The 18,305-nt window shown below is 68.8% G+C and carries 19 protein-coding genes; 9 read left to right on the forward strand and 10 right to left on the reverse strand.

Annotated features, from left to right (window positions below; genetic code table 11):
* Positions 1-2,076, forward strand: coding sequence for a putative bifunctional diguanylate cyclase/phosphodiesterase (locus CSC78_RS16020; RefSeq protein WP_162338865.1), 2,076 nt, complete (start codon positions 1-3; stop codon positions 2,074-2,076).
* A gap of 22 nt (positions 2,077-2,098) precedes the next feature.
* Here the strand turns inward: CSC78_RS16020 and CSC78_RS16025 are convergent, their stop codons facing one another.
* Both CSC78_RS16025 and CSC78_RS16030 read right to left on the reverse strand, forming a co-directional pair.
* Complete coding sequence (locus tag CSC78_RS16025; RefSeq protein WP_162338866.1) at positions 2,099-2,689, reverse strand: DUF6151 family protein; 591 nt, start codon at positions 2,687-2,689, stop codon at positions 2,099-2,101.
* A 111-nt stretch (positions 2,690-2,800) separates the two neighbouring features.
* On the reverse strand, positions 2,801-3,733 hold the full coding sequence (locus CSC78_RS16030) for an HDOD domain-containing protein (protein WP_238391316.1): 933 nt from the start codon (positions 3,731-3,733) through the stop codon (positions 2,801-2,803).
* A gap of 206 nt (positions 3,734-3,939) precedes the next feature.
* On the opposite strand from CSC78_RS16030, the gene CSC78_RS16035 reads away from it, so the two are divergent.
* Positions 3,940-4,395 (forward strand): PA2169 family four-helix-bundle protein, encoded by a 456-nt coding sequence (locus CSC78_RS16035; RefSeq protein ID WP_162338867.1) that lies wholly within the window; start codon positions 3,940-3,942, stop codon positions 4,393-4,395.
* A 107-nt stretch (positions 4,396-4,502) separates the two neighbouring features.
* Here CSC78_RS16035 and ligD read toward each other — a convergent pair whose 3' ends face one another.
* The 5 genes from ligD to CSC78_RS16060 form a co-directional block, all read right to left on the reverse strand.
* A complete protein-coding gene (gene ligD, locus CSC78_RS16040) occupies positions 4,503-7,031 on the reverse strand; it encodes a DNA ligase D (protein ID WP_162338868.1) in 2,529 nt (842 codons plus the stop codon).
* Positions 7,032-7,103: 72 nt separating this feature from the next.
* Positions 7,104-7,733: a GIY-YIG nuclease family protein gene (locus tag CSC78_RS16045; RefSeq protein ID WP_162338869.1), complete on the reverse strand. Its 630-nt coding sequence runs from the start codon at positions 7,731-7,733 to the stop codon at positions 7,104-7,106.
* A 3-nt stretch (positions 7,734-7,736) separates the two neighbouring features.
* Complete coding sequence (gene ku / locus CSC78_RS16050) at positions 7,737-8,654, reverse strand: non-homologous end joining protein Ku (protein ID WP_162338870.1); 918 nt, start codon at positions 8,652-8,654, stop codon at positions 7,737-7,739.
* Positions 8,655-8,737: 83 nt separating this feature from the next.
* Positions 8,738-9,004: a DksA/TraR family C4-type zinc finger protein gene (locus CSC78_RS16055; RefSeq protein WP_162338871.1), complete on the reverse strand. Its 267-nt coding sequence runs from the start codon at positions 9,002-9,004 to the stop codon at positions 8,738-8,740.
* A gap of 97 nt (positions 9,005-9,101) precedes the next feature.
* Entirely contained in the window at positions 9,102-10,022 is a 921-nt protein-coding gene (locus CSC78_RS16060; protein ID WP_379609295.1) for a M14 family metallopeptidase, read from the reverse strand.
* 135 nt (positions 10,023-10,157) lie between these two features.
* Between CSC78_RS16060 and CSC78_RS16065 the strand changes: the two genes are divergently transcribed.
* Both CSC78_RS16065 and CSC78_RS16070 read left to right on the forward strand, forming a co-directional pair.
* Positions 10,158-11,000 (forward strand): class I SAM-dependent methyltransferase, encoded by an 843-nt coding sequence (locus CSC78_RS16065; RefSeq protein ID WP_162338873.1) that lies wholly within the window; start codon positions 10,158-10,160, stop codon positions 10,998-11,000.
* Between the two features lie 119 nt (positions 11,001-11,119).
* On the forward strand, positions 11,120-12,946 hold the full coding sequence (locus CSC78_RS16070) for an extracellular catalytic domain type 1 short-chain-length polyhydroxyalkanoate depolymerase (RefSeq protein ID WP_202924199.1): 1,827 nt from the start codon (positions 11,120-11,122) through the stop codon (positions 12,944-12,946).
* A gap of 22 nt (positions 12,947-12,968) precedes the next feature.
* Here the strand turns inward: CSC78_RS16070 and CSC78_RS16075 are convergent, their stop codons facing one another.
* On the reverse strand, positions 12,969-14,165 hold the full coding sequence (locus CSC78_RS16075) for an alpha/beta hydrolase (RefSeq protein WP_162338874.1): 1,197 nt from the start codon (positions 14,163-14,165) through the stop codon (positions 12,969-12,971).
* A 263-nt stretch (positions 14,166-14,428) separates the two neighbouring features.
* Here CSC78_RS16075 and CSC78_RS18920 point away from each other — a divergent pair, with 263 nt between their 5' ends.
* The 5 genes from CSC78_RS18920 (at position 14,429) to CSC78_RS16095 (ending at position 16,260) form a co-directional block, all read left to right on the forward strand.
* Entirely contained in the window at positions 14,429-14,590 is a 162-nt protein-coding gene (locus CSC78_RS18920; RefSeq protein ID WP_202924200.1) for a hypothetical protein, read from the forward strand.
* Complete coding sequence (locus tag CSC78_RS16080) at positions 14,587-15,057, forward strand: YaiI/YqxD family protein (RefSeq protein ID WP_162338875.1); 471 nt, start codon at positions 14,587-14,589, stop codon at positions 15,055-15,057. The genes CSC78_RS18920 and CSC78_RS16080 overlap by 4 nt, the downstream gene beginning before the upstream one ends.
* Positions 15,058-15,064: 7 nt before the next feature.
* On the forward strand, positions 15,065-15,385 hold the full coding sequence (locus CSC78_RS16085; RefSeq protein ID WP_162338876.1) for a DUF6122 family protein: 321 nt from the start codon (positions 15,065-15,067) through the stop codon (positions 15,383-15,385).
* Positions 15,386-15,465: 80 nt separating this feature from the next.
* Positions 15,466-15,684 (forward strand): DUF6522 family protein, encoded by a 219-nt coding sequence (locus CSC78_RS16090; RefSeq protein ID WP_162338877.1) that lies wholly within the window; start codon positions 15,466-15,468, stop codon positions 15,682-15,684.
* A gap of 267 nt (positions 15,685-15,951) precedes the next feature.
* Positions 15,952-16,260, forward strand: a complete 309-nt coding sequence (locus CSC78_RS16095; protein WP_162338878.1) for a YkgJ family cysteine cluster protein — start codon at positions 15,952-15,954, stop codon at positions 16,258-16,260.
* Between the two features lie 17 nt (positions 16,261-16,277).
* On the opposite strand, the gene CSC78_RS16100 is transcribed toward CSC78_RS16095, so the two are convergent.
* Positions 16,278-17,084, reverse strand: a complete 807-nt coding sequence (locus CSC78_RS16100; protein WP_162338879.1) for a GNAT family N-acetyltransferase — start codon at positions 17,082-17,084, stop codon at positions 16,278-16,280.
* 148 nt (positions 17,085-17,232) lie between these two features.
* Positions 17,233-18,282: a S66 peptidase family protein gene (locus CSC78_RS16105; RefSeq protein ID WP_162338880.1), complete on the reverse strand. Its 1,050-nt coding sequence runs from the start codon at positions 18,280-18,282 to the stop codon at positions 17,233-17,235.
* Positions 18,283-18,305: the final 23 nt, after the last annotated feature.

Below are 18,305 nucleotides of genomic sequence, written 5' to 3' on the forward strand. Positions count from 1 at the left end.
ATGACCGGCACGTACAACGAGATCCTCGTTCTCTTCTCCCTGCTGGTCGCCATCCTCGCCTCCTATACCGCCCTCGACATGGCCGGCCGGGTGGCGACCACGCGCGGCGGCGCGGCTCGCTGGTGGCTGACCGGTGGTGCGCTGGCGATGGGACTGGGCATCTGGTCCATGCACTTCGTGGGCATGCTGGCCTTCGACCTGCCGATCCCGCTGGGCTACGACATCGCCCTGACCCTCGGCTCCATGCTGGCCGCGATCGGCTCCTCCGCATTCGCCCTGTGGCTCGTCTCGCGCGCCGACCTGCCCTATCGCCTGCTGGCGGTGGGCGCGTTGCTGATGGGCATGGGCATTGCGCTGATGCACTACACCGGCATGGCGGCACTGCAGATGCAGCCCGGCATCGAATACCACCCCGGCTGGTTAACCCTGTCGATCGTCATCGCGGTGGTGGCATCAGGCGCCGCCCTGTGGATCGCCTTCCAGCTGCGTACCGGTGGCCGCCGCAAACTGCTGTTGCGCCTCCTGGCCGCCGTGGTGATGGGGTTCGCGATCGTCGGCATGCACTACACCGGCATGGCGGCCGCCCGCTTCGCGCCCGACAGCTGGTGCGGTGCCGCGCGCGGTGGCGGCGTACCCTCCGAATGGCTGGCCATCCTGGTGGTGGTGGCGACGGTGGCGATCATGGGCATCGCCCTGATCGTCTCCGTGCTGGACCGGCAGATGCATGCCCGTACGCACCACCTGGCGCACTCGCTGGCGCGCGCCAACGAGGAACTGGTGCAGGCCGCGCTGCACGACCCGCTCACGCGCCTGCCCAACCGCGTCCTGCTGCAGGACCGCATCGAGCAGGCGATCGAGAAGGCCAGGCGCAAGCACGAACAGTTCGCCGTCATGTTCCTGGACCTCGACGGATTCAAGGGCGTCAACGACGCCTACGGCCATCAGGCGGGCGATGCCTTGCTGGTGGACGTCGCTGCGCGCGTCCGCAGCCTGCTCCGCGGCCAGGACACGCTGTCGAGGCTCGGCGGCGACGAGTTCGTGCTCGTGCTCGCCGCGACCGATCCCGAAGGTGCCGCGATGGTCGCGCAACGCATCCTCGACACCGTCTCGGCGACCGCGTTGTCCGTGCACGGCGTCGAGCTGAACGTCACCGCCAGCATCGGCATCGCGCTGTATCCGTCCGATGGCGACAGCGAACGCGACCTGATGGCGCATGCCGATGCCGCGATGTACCACACCAAGGACAACGGGCGGAACGGGTACACGTTCTTCGCGCCGTCGATGAACATCAGCGCGCACCAGCAGTTGAAGCTGCTGAATGATCTGCGCCGCGCCATCGAACGCGGCGAACTGGTCCTCCATTACCAGCCCAAGTTCGCCGCACCGGATTACCGGATGGTGGGCGCCGAGGCGCTGGTGCGCTGGCGGCATCCCGAGCTGGGACTCCTCTCTCCCGGCGCCTTCATTCCCGCGGCGGAGCGCAGCGGCCTGATCCTGGCCATCGGCGACTGGGTGCTGGACGAAGCCTGCCGCCAGATGCGCGCGTGGCGCCACGCCGGGCACGAGATCGCCAACGTCGCGATCAACCTGTCCTCGCTGCAGTTTTCTTCGCCCAGTCTTGTGGAGGCCGTGGCCGCGGCCCTGCGCCGGCATGAAGTGCCGGCCTCCAGCCTCACGCTGGAAATCACCGAAACCACCGCCATGCGCGACGCCGATGCCAGCCTCGGCATCCTCGACGAGCTGACGGCGATGGGCGTGAAGATCTCCATCGACGATTTCGGCACCGGCTATTCGAGCCTGCTGTATCTCAAGCGCCTGCCGGCCGACGAACTGAAGATCGACCGCGCCTTCGTCCACGAACTGGAAACCAACGCCGACGATGTCGCCATCGTGGCGTCCATCATCGCGCTGGGAAAAACGCTGAACCTGCGCGTGGTGGCGGAGGGGGTCGAAACGCCGGGACAGCGGCAGCATCTGCGACGCCTGGGCTGCGACCTCTACCAGGGCTACCTGATGGGCGAGCCGGTGGAGGCCGACCAGTTGTTCGCAGCACTCGCCGACCGGCCGCTGGCCTGACGGCATCCGGGCGCGGATGCGCTCAAGCGGGTTCCGGACGCGCCGGGCGACGGTCGCGCGCGCTGAGCGGGTGGGCGGTCCTGTGCGGCTGCCCGCTCATGTCGAAGAACAGCGACGGCGCCTGCCTGCGCAGTTTCGCCGTCACGACGCCGGCGGCGATCCTCAGTCCACCGCCGATCACGGCGAACGGCGTCGGCCGCACGTCGCCGAGCGCAGCGCCTGCATTCAACACGATCCTGTCCCGCGGACCGAAGGCGGCATCCCGTTGCTGCGCATCCGGAAGGCAAGCGGCCACCACGCCGACATAGGCGACATGGCCGTGGCGCGGCGTGTTGCCCAATGGCGTGCGGCAGCAGCCCGCGTACCAGCGCAGCAGTCCGCCTTCGCGCAGGCACAGGCCGGCGATGTGTTCTTCGCCCGCAGTGAACGTCACCGCATCGGGGTTCATCGCGATGATGTCGGTCCCGCCCTGCGCATCCATCACACCTGGCTGGCCGAGATGCCGCGCATACGCCTGGCAGTCGCGGCAATAGCAGGTGGCGCGCGCATACGCACGGCGCGCGTCCACCGTGCCCTGCACCTGTCCGCACCGGCAACGCAATTCGAGTGTCATGGAACACCTCGTCGTTGGACTTTGCCTGAGCGAGGGATACAGCATCCCGGATAAGCAGGACGTCAAACGGATGCGCATTGGCTGACTCGCAGGAAAACCGCCACCCCCGCTTCAGGCGGCGTTGGCTTCCGCGACGCCGTCCATCACCGCGCTCGCTTCGGGCGCAGCCATCGCGAGCGCACGCGCAAGCGGGCTCATGGCATGCGTCGCGTCGGCACCCTGCTCGTCCAGCGCCTGCATCACACGTTCCGAAAGCCCCCATTCACGGGCGACGGCGCGACCGATACGCGGCGACCAGCGGTGCAGCACATGGCCCATCGACCCGGCGTCGGGAAATCCACCCGCCTGCGCCGCGACGGCGTCGCGCAACGCCTGCACCACCACGATGGCGCCCAGCCCCTGCAACAGTGCCAGCAACTGCGCGGCGAACACCTCCTCGCGTCCGCCGGCACGCGCCGCATCCGCCGCGATCAGTGCGGTACGCTGCGTGTGGTCCCAGATCAGGTCGGGCAGGCGGCCGAACACGCCACCTTCCACCCGCATCACCGGCTGCATCAGTGCGACGGCGACCAGATGGCGCAGCCCGTCCACTCCGACCATCGCCACCGCGCGGTCCAGGCTCTCCACCGCTGCCCCATGGCTGCGATACAACGCACTGTTCGCGAGTTTCAGCAGCGTGGCCGCCAGCGTGGGATCGCGCGCGATGACGCTCGCGATATCGCGACTGGACGCGTCGTCGTCGTTGAGCGTGCTCAGCAGGTGCGGCAGCAGTTGCGGACGCCGCGGCAGACGTTGCGGATCCTCCGCGAAACGCTGGAGCCTGCGGCGCACGGCCGCGATGACGGCGTCGCTGTCCTCCGCCGGCAGCGACGCCATCGCGTCGACCCCGGCGAACCGCAGCAGCGGCCCGGCCCAGTCCCGCGACGGTGCTTGCGGCGCGGCGGCGTCGCCGGCTGGCGTAGCAGGCGCTAGCGCCAACGCCGGCACGGACGCCGCGCGCCGGTTCCTGGACCACCAGTCGGTGACTTTCCCGAGCAACGCCACGCAGCCCATCCCTTCTTCGCATGTTCGATGTCATGCCATCGGCCATTTACGGAGAATCTTTAGCCTTCGTGAGGAACGGCTTCGCGTGGCCACGATGTTCATGAACCTCGCCCACGCGAGGTCACACGGCGTTGATGCCGGTTGCGCGACGGTAACGCCACGGAACGCGACCCCTGCGCTTCCCCGACTTTCAACAGGAGTACCCGATGAACACCCAGAAGAAGATCCAGCACAGCCTCAACGACCTGATCGAGATCGCCCGCGACGGCCACGGCTTCTACACCGAAGCCGCCGGCAAGGTGAAGGATGCCGAACTCGCCGCGCTGTTCACGCGTATCGCCGGCGTCAAGCAGGACATCGTGGCGCGCCTCAGCGCGACCGTCGCCGCCACCGGCGGCACGCCCGCCGAACACGGCACGCTGGTCGGCAGCATGCAGCAGTTCTACGGCAAGGTCCGTGCCGCGCTGGGCGACACCACGTACGGCTACGTCTCCGAGCTGGAGGAATCCGAGGATCGCCTGCTGAAGGCGTTCAACGAGACCATCAGCGACGAGGACACGCCGGCCGCTGCGCGCGCCGAGGCCCAGGCGCTGCTGCCGAGCGTGCGCGAGTGCCACAACGTGATGCGCGACCGCAAGCAGGTGCTCAAGCACGCCAGCTGAGCCGCATGGCGACCTGACGATCTGCCTGCACACGAAGCCCCGCCATCGCGGGGCTTCTTCATTGACAGCTTGCGACGAGGTGCGGGCCGGTAGGACAGCACCAGGACTCAGCGGGACGTCTTGCGCACGCCCGCCTTGGATAGCCTCGCCGCCACGGCCTCAAGGTCCTGTTTCCCGCGCATGTAATCCCCCCACGGATGTTCGCCGATACGCGCCATGCGCCGCGGCGCGGACGCCAGCGTGTAGGCGTCGCCGCCCTTGAGGCGGCCGAGTTCCTCCCAGCGCAAAGGCATCGCCACCGGCGCGCCGTCGCGCGCGCGCAACGAGAACGAGGCCACGCTGGTCGCACCGCGCCCGTTGCGCAGGTAGTCGATGAAGATGCGGCCCTTCCTGAACTTCTTCGTGGCCGTGGCGACATAGGCCAACGGTTCGGAGGCCGCCATCGACTCGGCGAACGCATGCGCGAAGTCCTTCACCTGTGGCCATGCGCACGCCGGCTTCAGCGGCACCACCACGTGCAGGCCCTTGCCACCGGACGTGCGCACATGCGACGTCAATCCGAGCGCGCGCAGACGTCTGCGCACCAGGCGCGCCGCGTCCACCACGCGCGCCCACGCGACGTCCGGCCCCGGATCCAGGTCGAACACGATCCGGTCGGCGAGATCGGGCGTCTTCGCCCGCGCGCCCCAGGGATGGAACTCGATCGCGTTGAACTGCGCCAGCTCCAGCAGACCGGCTTCATCGTTCACGACCAGATAGTCCGCGCGCGCACCGCCCTCCTCTTCCAAAGGCACCACACCGACGCGGTCCATGCCGGGCGTGTTGTGTTTCTGGAAGAAGCACGGCCGCCCTGCGCCCTGCGGACAGCGCACGATGGACAGGGGGCGGCCCTCGATCTCCGGCAGCAACCAGCGCGCCATCGCACGGTAGTAGTCGAAGACCTGCCGCTTGGTGATGCCGCTGCCGGGGAAGACGACGCGCTCGGGGTGCGTCGGTTCGACCGCCTCGGCGGACTTGGAAATGCGGCGAGTGGCAGGCATGGCGGATCCGGTGCGAGGGAGGGAAGACGGCTCGCACAGATCCGCGGCGCGCTTGTCACGACGGATCGTCTTGAGCGAAGGCTGCCGCAACAAGCCCTGGTTGCCCAGGCCATGGTGGAAGACTTCCGCCACCAGCGTCGGCGTGACCCAGCGGGCGCGCCGAAGCTCCGGATCGTCGACCTCGACGCGCGCTGTCGGCGCGCTGCGCGCGCGTGGCGCCAGTTGCGCGGCGAGCGTGTCGAGCTGCTCATGGCTGAAGCCCGTGCCCACGCGGCCCGCGTAGCGCCAGCCGCGGGCGCCCTCCGGCGCGGCCAGCAGCAGCGCACCCAGGCCGTTGCGGCTTCCTTTGGGCGCGGTGTAACCGACGACCGCGAATTCGTCCGACGCGCGCTGCTTGATCTTGCGCCAGGCGTCTCCGCGCCCCGCCCTGTACGGCGCATCGGCACGCTTGCTGATGATGCCTTCCAGTCCGCGCTCGAGCGCCATCGCCAGCGCATCGTCGCCACGGCCGACGATGTGCGAACTGTAGACCAGGCGGTCGGGCGGCGACTTCAGGATTTCCGCCAGCAGCGCCTTGCGCTGGTACTGCGGGCTGCGCGCCAGGTCCACGCCATCGACCTGCAGGATGTCGAACAGCACGTACGACAGGGTCGCGTTCTTCTCGCCGGCCAGGGTCGCCTGCAGCAGGCCGAAGTCCTCCTGCCGCCCGGCACCGGCCACCAGCTCGCCATCGAGCACGGCGTCGTCCAGGTCCAGCGCCTCGACGGCCGCCACGATCTCGGGCACCTTCGCGGTCCATTCGATTTCGTTGCGCGACCACAGCCGGGCCTTTCCCTTCGCGATCCGGGCGATCAAGCGGTACCCGTCCCACTTGGCCTCATGCAACCAGGTATCGCCCTGGGGAACGTGTTCCTGCAATTTCGCCAGCTGTGGCATGCGGAAGCCGGGGCGCTGGCTGGTAGCGCGCGCGCCGTCCAGTCGCGCCGCCCGCTTGGCCCAGCGCTCGGTCCCGCGGGAGGCGACGGCGGCACGCTTGCGCACCTTTCCCTTCGGTCGCGCGGACGTTCCGCCCACGGGCGTCACGTCCTGCAGCAGGTCGTCGGCTTCCTGCGTGCCGGCGTACTCGTCGCGCTCCTTGAACAGCAGCCACTGCGGCTGGCGCGCCGGCTTCTGCGTACGGACCAGGTGCCAACCACCCTTGAGCTTGTCGCCGAACAGGCGGAAGCGCAGATGCCCCTTGGCAAGTTGCGCTTTCGCGTCGCCGTCGGTCGTCCACAAGCCCTTGTCGAACGTGGCGACGTGGCCGCCACCGTATTGTCCTTTCGGGATATCGCCTTCGAATTCGGCGTAGTCGATCGGGTGGTCTTCCACCTCGGCCGCCAGCCGCTTCACGTCCGGGTCGAAGCTGGGGCCCTTCGGCACGGCCCAGCTCTTCAGCGTGTCGCCCACCTGCAGGCGGAAGTCGTAATGCCGATGGCTGGCATGGTGCAGCTGGACCACGAAGATGGGCCGTTTGCTCCGCGCGCGGCGCCCGTCCGACGCCGGTTCCGGCGTGCGGTCGAAACGGCGCTTGCGGCGGTATTCCTGCAGGCTCATCGGGATCCTCGCATGCGCCCGTTATGCCGCGCATGCCGTCAACAAGACGTGCAAGCGTCGCGACGGCGCGAATCAGCGCGGCGCCAGCGTGTTGCGCGCCAGCCAGGCGTGCAGCGCTGGCGACACCGCGTCGTCCAGCGCAACGTCAAGTACCGCGTATGCATCGAGGGCGTCCCGCAGCGCTGCCAGGGGCCGCCACGCGACGGCGGCTGGCCAAGCGTCGGGAGCACCATAGTGCGCGAGTGCCGCCTGCTCGCCCGCCTCCAGCCGCTCGCGCTGCGCCTGGAGTCGTTGTACGACCCAAGCGCGCAGCGGCGCATGCACGACGAATCCCTGCGTTGCCAGCTCTCCTCTCGCCGTATCCAGCGTCGCCAGTGCGCCGCGGAACCATTCGGTGTGCCCCGCCGCCTGTCCGGGCACCTGGAGCGGCGGCGGCGCGGCATGCTCGCGCAAGGCGCGCTTCCAGCGGGTTTCCCAGCCGCGCGCCTCGCGCACGCTACCGGCCTCGGCCAGCCAAGCGCGATCAAGGTCGAAAAACTCGTACCAGCGCGGCGAAAACGCCTGCATGCGCGCCAGCGGATCGGTGGCGATGCCGAGCTTGGCGTGGTCCTCGTAGGCGCACGGCAGCACGTACAGGCAGGCGCGTCCACTGGCGCCGGTGCCGACGCCGTCCACCGGCACGATGCGCCGCCCTCCCGCCATGGATCAGCGCGACGCCGCCTTGCGTGCGCGCTTGGCCGGCGCCTTCTTCGTGGACTTGGATGCCTTCTTCGCCGCCTTCCTCGCGGGCGCTTTCTTCGCCGCCGCCTTCCTGGCCGGCGTGCGCTTCTTGCTGTCCAGACTCTTCTGCAGCAGCGACATGAAGTCCACCACGTTGGTGGCAGCGTCCTCGTGTTCGGTCTCTTCCTCGACGATCTTCGTGGTGGCGCCGCGCGCCTTGATGCGCTTCTTGATGATGGTTTCCAGGCGCTTGCGGAACTCGTCCTGGTAATCGTCGGGCTTCCACGTGGCCGACATCGACGCGATCAGCGTCTCCGCCATCTCGCGTTCCTTGGCGGTGATGCGGTAATCGGCCGCCTTGCCGCCCGGCAGCTTGTACTCCTCCGGATCCACCAGCTCCTGCGGATAGCGCAACATCAGCAGGACCAGCGCATCGCCTTCCGGCACCACCGCGCACAGGTATTCGCGCGTGCGGATCACCACCCGCGCCACGCCGACCTTGCCGGTGCTTTCCAGCGTATCCCGCAGCAGCACGTAGCCCTTCTCTGCCTTCTTGCCCGGCACCAGGATGTAGGGCTTCTCGAAGAAGCGCAGGCCGATCGCGTCACGGTCGACGAACGCCTCCACGTCGACCGATTCGTGCGTCTGCGGTGCGGCCGAGGCGATGTCCTCCTTCTCCACGACCACGTAGCTGCCCTTGTCGTACTCGAACGCCTTGACGATGTCCTTCCACGGCACTTCCTCGCCCGTATCGGCGTTGACGCGCTCGAAGCGGATGGGCTTTTTGTCACGGGAGTCGAGCATGCGGAAGCTGATGTCCACCTTGCGTTCGCCCGACATCAGCGAGACGGGAATGTTGAGAAGGCCGAACGACAGCGTGCCGGTCCAGATGGGGCGTGCCATGACGTGCCTGCAGGGACGGAGGGAACGCCATCGTGTGCAGCGACGGCGGAAACGGATGTGAAGACATCCGTCCGACGTGCGGATCAGCGCAGCTGGCTGTCCTTGCTGCCGCGGCGGTTGTACAGGCCGGCGCCCTGCTCTTCCCGGTCGGCCGCTTCCTGGCAATCCACGCACAGGCGGACACCCGGCACGGCTTTCTGCCGTGCCACGGGAATGGGTTTATCGCATTCCTCGCAGTGCGTCAGGCTGGGACCGGTGGGCAACGCGCGGCGCGCCCGTGCGATGCCGTCCTTCACGGTCGCATCGATCTGGTCCTGCACGGCGCCGTCGCCGGCCCATCCGGTTGCCATGGTCGTCTCCTCTCGCTGCCCTCGATTGCACGGCCAGCTTACGCCGCGGCCGGCATCAACTCTTCACGAACAGGAATGGGGGCTGGGCGCGCGTGAATCAACCGTTGACCAGTGCGTAGTCGACCGCCGCCACGACCGCCGCCACCTGCGCATCGTTGCACTGCCGCGGCGTGGCCTTGGGGCTGTCCGGATACACCTCGGTGATGGTGGTGTAGCGCGCCCCGGTGATGCCGGTGCACAGGCCCAGCGACTTGACGGGGTATTCGATCACGCCTTCGGCGACGACCGGCGACCCAATGATCTCGCCCTGCGCATCGGCTGGCGCGATATGCGTCACCGCAGCGACGGCGGCGATCACCGCCCGCTGGAAATCCGGCTGCCGACGCTCGCTGTCGTCCACCAGGTAGAAGCCGTCCGGGATCTCGCCCGGCTCGTAGGGTTTACCGTCGCGCGCGGCCAGCGCCGGGCGGAACTCGCTCTCGTCGCTGTCGGTGGTCTCGTGCAGGTCGATGTGCATCAGCACGCGGTCCTTCAGCGGCGCCACCAGCGCGATCAACGCCGCGGATTCCTGCGCCGGACTGTCGGCGCGGAACGAGCGATTGGGGTCCAGCGCATCGGCATTCCAACGGTGGATGCGCTCATAGCCCCATGGGCTGACGCACGGCACCACCAGCAGGTTGGCCTTGCCGGCGTAGTCGGCGGCGCGCTGTTCGAGGAACTGCAGGGCGCCATGCACGCCGCTGGTCTCGTAGCCGTGCACGCCGCCGGTCACCAGCATGGTCGGCAAAGCCTCGTTCCAGTCGCGGCTGCGCACGGCGAACAGCGGATAGGTTTCACCGGGGCCGTAGTCCAGCGTGCCGTACTGCGCCACATCGAAGCGCTCGCGCAATGCGTCGATCGCCACGCCAACATCGTCCACGTAACGGCGCCGCACGCGCTGCTCCGCACGCCACTGCGCCTTCTCCGCCGCGCTCCAGGGCTGGCCGGGCGTACCGATGGGATGGAAGCGTTCGATCATGGTCATGGCGATGGCGGCGGTGGAACGAGGGGTCGGCACTATACCAGTGAGGTCCGGACGCCCGCGTCACGCCTCATACTGTCCACGACGCCGCATCGCGGCGAAAATACCCGGGAATCCCCGCACGAGTTCCCGATGCCCCGCTATTCCGGCCCCCTGCTCACCCGCGATACCTCCACGTCCTTGCTCGCTGCGCGCGTTCGCGGCGAAACGCACTGGACGGGCTCGCTCGACCTGAGCCGCTCGCAGGGCGAGGCGTTGCTGGAATCCGACGGTTGGCACTGGGATGGAAGCGCCTATCCGTATCCGGGCAAGCTCAAGGACCGCACGCTATACTGGTGGGACGGCGAGGATTTCGAACCGGTCTCGCGCTATGCCGGTTCGCTGATCAAGCTGGTGCCGACCGAATGGGGTGTGCCGACCTTCGAGATCGACGGCATCAAGATGCTGCCGACCTCAAAGGAATCGCCACTGGACGACGCGAAGCGGAAGGTCGCGCTGGTCGAACCGCGCGGCAAGACCGTGCTGGACACCTGCGGCGGGCTGGGCTATTTCGCGGCCTGTTGCCTCGATGCCGGCGCCGCGCGCATCCTCTCGTTCGAGAAGAATGCCGACGTGCTGTGGCTGCGCACGCTGAATCCCTGGTCGCCCGATCCGGACAGCGCCGACGCCGGCGGCCGTCTGCAACTCACCCATGCCGACGTCTCACTGGCCATCGCGCAGGTGCCCGATGCCTCCGTCGATGCCCTGCTGCACGATCCGCCGCGCTTCGGCATCGCCGGCGAGCTGTATTCGCAGGCCTTCTACGACCAGCTCGCGCGCGTGCTGCGCCGGGGCGGCACGCTGTTCCATTACACCGGCAGTCCGAACAAGCTCACCAGCGGACGCGACGTGCCCGGCGAAGTGGCCAGGCGCCTGGAGAAGGCCGGCTTCAGGGCGCAGCGGGCACTGGATGGCGTGGTGGCCGTGCGCCGCTGACCGGGACCGGACCTGCGTCGCACCTGCGAGATGGTGCGATGCAGCTTTCCCCTTTGGCCAATGCCCCGCCGGGATGTGCTGTGGCCCACTGCCGCCACTTCACACCGGAGGTGCCGTCGATGTCGATCGTTGCCCTGCTGTCGTGTCCTGCCCTGCGTTGCCGTTTCCGCCGCATGGCCACCCTGCTCGCGCTGTCCTGCCTGTTCGCCAGCGGCCATGCGCTGGCGCTCACCGAAGTCACCGGTTTCGGCAGCAATCCCGGCAATCTGAAAATGCACAAGTACGTGCCGACCGGTCTGCCCGCGAATGCGCCGCTGGTCGTCGCCCTGCACGGCTGCGCGCAGTCGGCGTCCAGCTACGACGCCGAGACCGGCTGGGAACTGCTGGCCAACCGCTTCGGCTTCGCACTGCTGCTGCCCGAACAGCAGACCGCCAACAACAGCAGCCGCTGCTTCAACTGGTTCGAGATCGCCGACACCGCGCGCGGCCAGGGCGAACCGCTGTCGATCAAGCAGATGGTCGACCGCATGGTCGCCGACCACGGCATCGACCCCGCGCGCGTCTATGTCACCGGCCTGTCCGCCGGCGGCGCGATGACCTCGGTGATGCTGGCGACCTACCCGGACGTGTTCGCCGGGGGCGCCATCGTCGCAGGGCTTCCCTACCGCTGCGCGACGACACAGACTGCCGCCTTCAGCTGCATGAATCCCGGCAGCGACCTGACCCCCGCGCAATGGGGCGCGAAGGTGCGCGCCGCCAGCAGCTGGACGGGCCCATGGCCCATCGTGTCGATCTGGCACGGCGATGCCGACTACACCGTGCGTCCCGCCAACCTGACCGAAAGCCTGGAGCAATGGGCCGATGTGCACGGCATCGACACCGTCGCCGACGTCAGCGACACGGTCAGCGGCTATCCGCACAAGGTCTACAAGAACGCGAGCGGCGTGGCGAAGGTCGAGACCTACGTCATCACCGGCATGGGCCACGGCACGCCGGTCGATCCCGGCACCGGCGAAACGCAGTGCGGCACCGCCGGCGCCTACATCCTCGACGTCAACATCTGCTCGAGTTACCACATCGCCCGCTTCTTCGGCCTGGACAACCTGGATGGCGTGCCGCCCACGGCAACACTGACCTCGCCCGCCAACGGCGCCACGGTCAGCGGCATCGTCACGCTGTCGGCGGCCGCCAGCGACGACATCGGCGTGGCACGCGTGGACTTCCTGCTCGATGGCGCCCTGCTCGGCAGCGACGCCACCGCACCCTACAGCCATGCATGGAACAGCAGCGGCACCAGCAACGGCGCGCACGTCCTGTCGGCACGCGCGGTCGACCTGGCCGGCAACACCGGAACCTCGTCGCCAGTCAACGTCACCGTGACCGGCGGCACCAGCGGCGGCTCCCCGGTGACGGTCGTGTTCAACAACGAGGACGCCAACGACGGCTACGTCAAGGCCACCAGCACGGGCGGCAGCGCCGCAGTCGGCACGCTGGAGGCATTCTACGGCCTGGCCATCGGCCGCGGCACCGACAGCAACTACAACCGTGCGGTGCTTTCGTTCGACACCTCGTCGCTGCCGGACAACGCGACCATCACGTCGGCCACCCTGACCATCGCCTACCGCAGCGCCAGCGGTGACCCCTGGAGCAGTCCGGCGGGCAACACGATGGTCATCGACGTGCGCAACGGCTGCTTCGGTGCCTGCACGATCGAGGCCGCCGACTGGGCCGCCGGGGCAACGGCCGCGAACAGCGCGCAAGTCCCCGCCTTCACGGGTGGCAACCAGACCAGCACGGTGTTCGATGCGGCCGGACGTGGGGCGATCGATCGCACCGGGCGCACCCAGTTGCGGTTGCGGTTCAGCGCCAACCAGGCCGCGACGAACTACGTATGGATCGACCGGGGCGCGACGGCGAAGCTGTCGGTCACCTACACCCTGCCCTGACCGTCCTCCTCCTGCCGCTGCCTCACGGCGGCGGCAGGATCTTCCAGAACATGCCGGTGCCCAGCTTCACCGACTGCAGCGGCTTGCGCTGTGCGGCGGGCTGGTTGGCGCGGAACATCTCGCGGATGTCGCCCATCACCTTGTCCGATTCCATGAAGTAGGAATGCGCCAGAATGCTCTGGTCCACGCCGGACACGTCGATGGTGTCCACGCCGCCGACCAGCACCACGCCCTCGCTGGTGTCGCCGGCACGCGGACCGCGGTTAACCTGCTTGGATGCCTTCAGTGCCATGTCCTCGGACGAGGCATACAGCGTCACCCGGCCACTGGCTGCACTCAGCGCCGGCGCCAGCTCGGTGCGGAATACCTTGGCATCGATGTCCGGCGCCGCCAGGATGATGCCGCGGAAGCGCCCGCGCAGTTCCGGCCGCTTCGTCACCAGATTGCGGATGGCCTGGGTGAGCCCGCGCGTACCCATGCTGTGGCCGATGACGTAGAGGTTCTGCGCGCCCGAGCGGTCGGCCATGTCGGCCAGGAAACCCTCGATCAGCGGTACCGAGCGCGCGATGCTCTGCTCGTCGGTGAAGTAGCCAGCCAGCGCCGCCTGCGACGGCCAGCTGTAGAACACCGGCGCACCGTCGAAGCGCAGGTCGTACGCCAGCTGCGCCGTGCGCCGGGCGGCGTCCCGGAAACTGACGTTGTAGCCATGCACGAACACGAAGGCGTTGTCGCCGCGTGATTCGCCGACGCGGCCGTACAGCCGGGCGAAGAACGCGTCGCGCGGAAGGCGGGCCACGTCCTGCAGGATCACGTGCTGCTTCGGGTCTTCCTTGAACTCCAGCAGGTACCAGCGCGGGGATTCCAGTTCGCCCGCCACGTGCCCCTTGGGAATGCTGATGCGCGCGGTGCCGTAGGTCAGTTCCCGCGCGACGCCGGCGGTGAAGCGATCGCCCGGCGCGGTGGTCGCGAAGGCCGCCGCAGGCATGCGGTTGGTGGCGTAGAAGACATCGACGTTGACGAAGTCCGCCCTGGGTGGCGGCGTCTCCCGTGGCGGTGGCGTGCCGGTCGGCGGCGGCGGCGGCGGCGGCGGCGGAGGCGGAGGAGGAGGCGGCGGCAACACCGGCACATCGTCCGGCGGAGGCGGCAGCTCCTGAAGGACCCGTTTCGAACAGGCGGCCAGCACCAACGCCACCAGCACCAGGCAAAGAATCCGCCGCATCGATCACCCCTTTGAAGACGCCATGGGCGTCCTTCCCCGGGACGCCCGACGTCCGCGATGGTAGCGCAGCGCCCGCTCTGTCCACGAGCGCACCCAATGCACCGGAAGGCCTGCGGCGCCTGCTTCACGCGGACGCGGACACGCCCGCAGGACCGCTCGTGGGCCAGCTGCCGCAGGACACCCGCGCGGAAGCCGGCTATCGTGTACGCCTTGGCGCCCGGCATTCTGCGGCGCCCACCCCTCGTTACAGGACCCCCCCAGGCATGGCCAAACCCAATTATTCGTTCGAGAAGCGCCAGCGCGAGTTGGCCAAGAAAAAGAAGAAAGACGAGAAGGACGCCAGGAAGCGGGCCGAACGCGACGCCGGCCGCGCCGACGACGCCCCCGACGCACCGGAATCCGAGTCCGACAACGCGCCGGAATGAGTAACGGTGGGACCCCCGCCGCCCAGGTCTGGGTGGATGCCGATGCCTGCCCCGCGCCGGTGAAGGAGATCCTGTTCCGCGCCGCCGAGCGCGCCCGGGTGCAGGTCACGCTGGTCGCCAACCAGTGGCTGCGTACCCCGCCCTCCGGTTTCATCCGTGCCCTGCAGGTGCAGGGCGGCTACGACGTGGCCGACGACGCCATCGTCGAACGCGCGCAGGCCGGCGACCTGGTGGTCACCCAGGACATCCCGCTGGCGGCGCGCGTGCTGGCCAACGGCGCCCAGGCGATCAATCCGCGCGGCGACCGCTTCACCTCGGACAACATCGCCGAGCGGCTGTCGATGCGGAATTTCATGGACGAACTGCGCGGTGCCGGTGTGCAGACCGGCGGGCCGGCCGCCTTCAACGCCCGCGACCGCCAGGCGTTCGCCAACCAGCTCGACCGCTGGCTGGCCACGCGCCGCTGAGTCCGCCGTGCCCGATTTCGAGGTCCGCGCCCCGCTCCACCTGCTGCTGCACGTCCTCGTGCCGCTGGTGGTCGCACGCCTGGTCTGGCCGAAGGACTGGAAGCGCGCCGCGCTGTGGATGCTGGCGGCGTGGGCGATCGACCTCGACCACCTGCTGGCCGATCCCGTCTACGCGCCGGGGCGCTGCAGCATCGGCTTCCATCCGTTGCACACCTGGCCGGCCATCGTGGTTTACGCCGGACTGGCGTTGCCGAGGAAGACCCGCTGGTTCGGCATCGGCCTGCTGATCCATATCGTGCTGGACGGGATCGATTGCCTGCTGATGTAGGGCGGCGCCAGCCTGACCCAGGTCAAGGCATCGCCGCGACGGACGCCGCTTCCTCTCCGCCATCCTCCCGCGAGCGCCGCATGCCCGTTCCACCCCTCGATATCGACGGCGCGCTGGTCGCGCGCGCCCTGGCGCTGGACGTGGCCGACTTCCGTCGCCTGATGGACACCGGCAAGGTCACCGTGCTGTGCGAGCGCGGCACCGGCGACGACAGCGGCTGCTACCGCGCGAGCTTCTACCACGCCGGCCAGCGGGCGCGCTTCGTACGCGGCCGCAGCGGCCAGTGGCAGCCCGCCTGATCGAAGCCCCTCCCCCGCGTGCCGTCACGCGTTGCCTGACCCGGCCGTTCAGTTCGGGACGCGTCCGGGCGCGCGATCACGTAGGATGGCCCCGCCTCATCGTCCTGCGTCCCGTCCGACCGTTGTCCTGTCGCCCGCTGCGCTTTTCTCCACGCGTCCTCCCGCGACGCCTTGCCAGGAGCGCGCCATGCCGGCTCGTCGGTTCCGCCTCTTCCTCCACGACATGCCTGCGCGGCCATCCCGGCCTCCGTCCTGCGGAACGGTCGCATGAACGCCGCTGCCGTCCCCCTTTGCGAACGCTGCGATGCCGTGTGCTGCCGGCTGACGGTCGTGCTGCAGCCCGAAGACCGGGTTCCCTCGCACCTGACCACGCATACCGATGCCGGCCTGCACGTGATGGACCGTGACGAGGAAGGCTGGTGCGTGGCGATCGACGCGGCACGCATGTGCTGCTCCATCTACGAAACACGACCTGACATCTGCCGTCGCTTCGTCATGTCCGGGCCCTACTGCCGCGACGTGCGCGACGACTATCTCGACCGCACGTCGCGCGGCATTCCGCTGACGCTGTACTGACGCGACGTCGCGCGGCATCAGCCGCCCGGCATCCTCACGAACAGCGGTACCGCGCCCACGTCCTGGAAGCCGAGCCGGCGATAGACCGGATGTCCCGCGTCGGACGACTGCAGCACGCCCACGCGATAACCGAGCGCCTGTGCGCGACGCAGCGGTTCGGCGGTGACATGGGCGCCCAGCCCCTGCCCGCGGGCCTCCGGCAGCGTCGCCACGCAGTAGAGGCCCGCCAGCCCATCGTCGATGAACATCATCGAGGTCGCCACGATGCGACCGCCACGCCGGATGGCGAAGAACTGGATCCGCGCATCGTCCGCCGGATCGGCGCCGAGCGCTTCGGGCGAGAGCATCCGCGACAATCCGCCCGGGAGCTCGTAGCCGGTGGCAAGGACATCGGTCCATTCGCCGAACGCCGCCGGCGTGGCGATGCGCTCGAACATGTCGCCATGCGGCAACGGGGTCACCGCCAGACGCGCGATGTCCACCGCCATCGCCGGCATCGCACCGTGCGGCTGGAAGCCGCGCGCGGCCAACACAGCGGCGAGGTGCTCGCTTGCGCCATGCAGGCAGATGACGGCGGACGGTTGCGCGATGGACAGCAAAGGCGTGACCGCCGCGATGGCGGCTTCATGATCGTCCCAGGCAAGGATGGCGAGATTGCCGAGAGGATGGGGTTCGCCGGAGATCAGACGGAACCAGTCCGCATCGGCCACCCCGCCCTGCGATCTCATGGCCCATCGCCACAGGTTGTCCAGATGCCCGGCGGCGCGGGCGCCGATGGTATCGGCGCAGGCCGCGATCGACACGACGGGAGGCGAGGACGGCATGGCGTGACTCCCTGCATGCGAGGCGAACCATCACCGCACGACCGCACACCGATGGTGCGGCCCGCCGTGATGCCGATGGCCTCGAGGATCCCCTGCGTCCCGATAGTCACACTGCCCGGCCCTGGACACAAGCCGGAGCCGACGGCCCTCAGCGGGCGAACACCGGCTCCAGCATCCGGAACGTCCCCGCATCCGCATCCATCTCGACCTTGCCGCCCACCGGCACGATGAACTGCTGGCGGATGTGGCCGATCATCGCGCCGCGGTAGGCGGGGATCTTCAGCGGCTTGAAGTAGTCGTCGAAGATCTGCGGCAGCGTCAGCGAGCCGTAACCGCCGCCGGGATCGCACTCGGTGCACTCGCCGAAGATCACGCCCTTCACCTTGTCCAGCGCGCCCATCAGCCGCAACGTGCTGAGCATGCGGTCGATGCGGTACGGCGCCTCGGACACATCCTCGAGGAACAGGATCTTGCCGCTGAAATCCGGCAGGTACGGCGAGCCGGCGAGCGCCGTGAGCACGGTGAGGTTGCCGCCCACCAGTTCGCCCTGCGCCTTGCCGCCGGTGATGGTGACGGTGCGGTTCCTGCGCTGCACGAGTTCGTCGCCCTTGTCGGTGCTGTTGGCGTACTGCATCTGTTCGCGCTGGAAGAACACGCGGCGGAACTGGTCGGCGTTGAACGTGTTCCAGCTGCCGATGCCGATCGGGCCGTGGAAACTGACCAGCCCGGCCTGCGACAGCAGCGCGTTGTGCAGCGCGGTGATGTCGGAGTAACCCAGCAGGATCTTGGGATGGCGGCGGATGGTCGCGTAGTCGAGCAGCGGCAGCAGGCGCGCGGCACCGGAGCCGCCGCGCGCGCAGACGATCGCCTTCACCTCGCGGTCGGCGAACATCGCGTTGAGATCCCCCGCCCGCTCCGCATCGCTGCCGGCCAGGTGGCCGTAGCGGGACGCCAGGTGCGGCGCCACCTTGACCTTCAGGCCCAGTGCTTCCATCGCTTCCTGCGCCAGTTGCAGGTCGAACGGTTCGTCGGTGGCGCCCGACGGACTCACCAGCGCGACCGTGTCGCCGGGATTCAGGGCGGGCGGCAACAGGCGCGGTCGCGGGGTCGCCGCCGTCGCCGTGGTGCCGAGCGCGAACGGCACGGTGGATGCAGCGGCCATCAGGGCCGCACTGCCAAGGAAATGTCGCCTGTTCATGCCACCTCGATTGGACATCGCAT

Source organism: Pseudoxanthomonas japonensis, from assembly GCF_010093445.1.
GTDB lineage: Bacteria > Pseudomonadota > Gammaproteobacteria > Xanthomonadales > Xanthomonadaceae > Pseudoxanthomonas_A > Pseudoxanthomonas_A japonensis.

What these genes read in the sequence shown, in the direction of transcription:
- CSC78_RS16095 (WP_162338878.1), top strand. Translation starts at nt 15,952, where the DNA reads ATGAACGCCGCTGCCGTCCCCCTTTGCGAACGCTGCGATGCCGTGTGC.
- CSC78_RS16025 (WP_162338866.1), bottom strand. Translation starts at nt 2,689, where the DNA reads ATGACACTCGAATTGCGTTGCCGGTGCGGACAGGTGCAGGGCACGGTG.
- CSC78_RS16055 (WP_162338871.1), bottom strand. Translation starts at nt 9,004, where the DNA reads ATGGCAACCGGATGGGCCGGCGACGGCGCCGTGCAGGACCAGATCGAT.
- CSC78_RS16075 (WP_162338874.1), bottom strand. Translation starts at nt 14,165, where the DNA reads ATGCGGCGGATTCTTTGCCTGGTGCTGGTGGCGTTGGTGCTGGCCGCC.
- CSC78_RS16020 (WP_162338865.1), top strand. Translation starts at nt 1, where the DNA reads ATGACCGGCACGTACAACGAGATCCTCGTTCTCTTCTCCCTGCTGGTC.
- CSC78_RS16045 (WP_162338869.1), bottom strand. Translation starts at nt 7,733, where the DNA reads ATGGCGGGAGGGCGGCGCATCGTGCCGGTGGACGGCGTCGGCACCGGC.
- CSC78_RS16100 (WP_162338879.1), bottom strand. Translation starts at nt 17,084, where the DNA reads ATGCCGTCCTCGCCTCCCGTCGTGTCGATCGCGGCCTGCGCCGATACC.
- CSC78_RS16070 (WP_202924199.1), top strand. Translation starts at nt 11,120, where the DNA reads ATGTCGATCGTTGCCCTGCTGTCGTGTCCTGCCCTGCGTTGCCGTTTC.
- CSC78_RS16105 (WP_162338880.1), bottom strand. Translation starts at nt 18,282, where the DNA reads ATGAACAGGCGACATTTCCTTGGCAGTGCGGCCCTGATGGCCGCTGCA.
- CSC78_RS16035 (WP_162338867.1), top strand. Translation starts at nt 3,940, where the DNA reads ATGAACACCCAGAAGAAGATCCAGCACAGCCTCAACGACCTGATCGAG.
- CSC78_RS16065 (WP_162338873.1), top strand. Translation starts at nt 10,158, where the DNA reads ATGCCCCGCTATTCCGGCCCCCTGCTCACCCGCGATACCTCCACGTCC.
- ku (WP_162338870.1), bottom strand. Translation starts at nt 8,654, where the DNA reads ATGGCACGCCCCATCTGGACCGGCACGCTGTCGTTCGGCCTTCTCAAC.
- CSC78_RS16060 (WP_379609295.1), bottom strand. Translation starts at nt 10,022, where the DNA reads ATGATCGAACGCTTCCATCCCATCGGTACGCCCGGCCAGCCCTGGAGC.
- CSC78_RS18920 (WP_202924200.1), top strand. Translation starts at nt 14,429, where the DNA reads ATGGCCAAACCCAATTATTCGTTCGAGAAGCGCCAGCGCGAGTTGGCC.
- ligD (WP_162338868.1), bottom strand. Translation starts at nt 7,031, where the DNA reads ATGAGCCTGCAGGAATACCGCCGCAAGCGCCGTTTCGACCGCACGCCG.
- CSC78_RS16090 (WP_162338877.1), top strand. Translation starts at nt 15,466, where the DNA reads ATGCCCGTTCCACCCCTCGATATCGACGGCGCGCTGGTCGCGCGCGCC.
- CSC78_RS16080 (WP_162338875.1), top strand. Translation starts at nt 14,587, where the DNA reads ATGAGTAACGGTGGGACCCCCGCCGCCCAGGTCTGGGTGGATGCCGAT.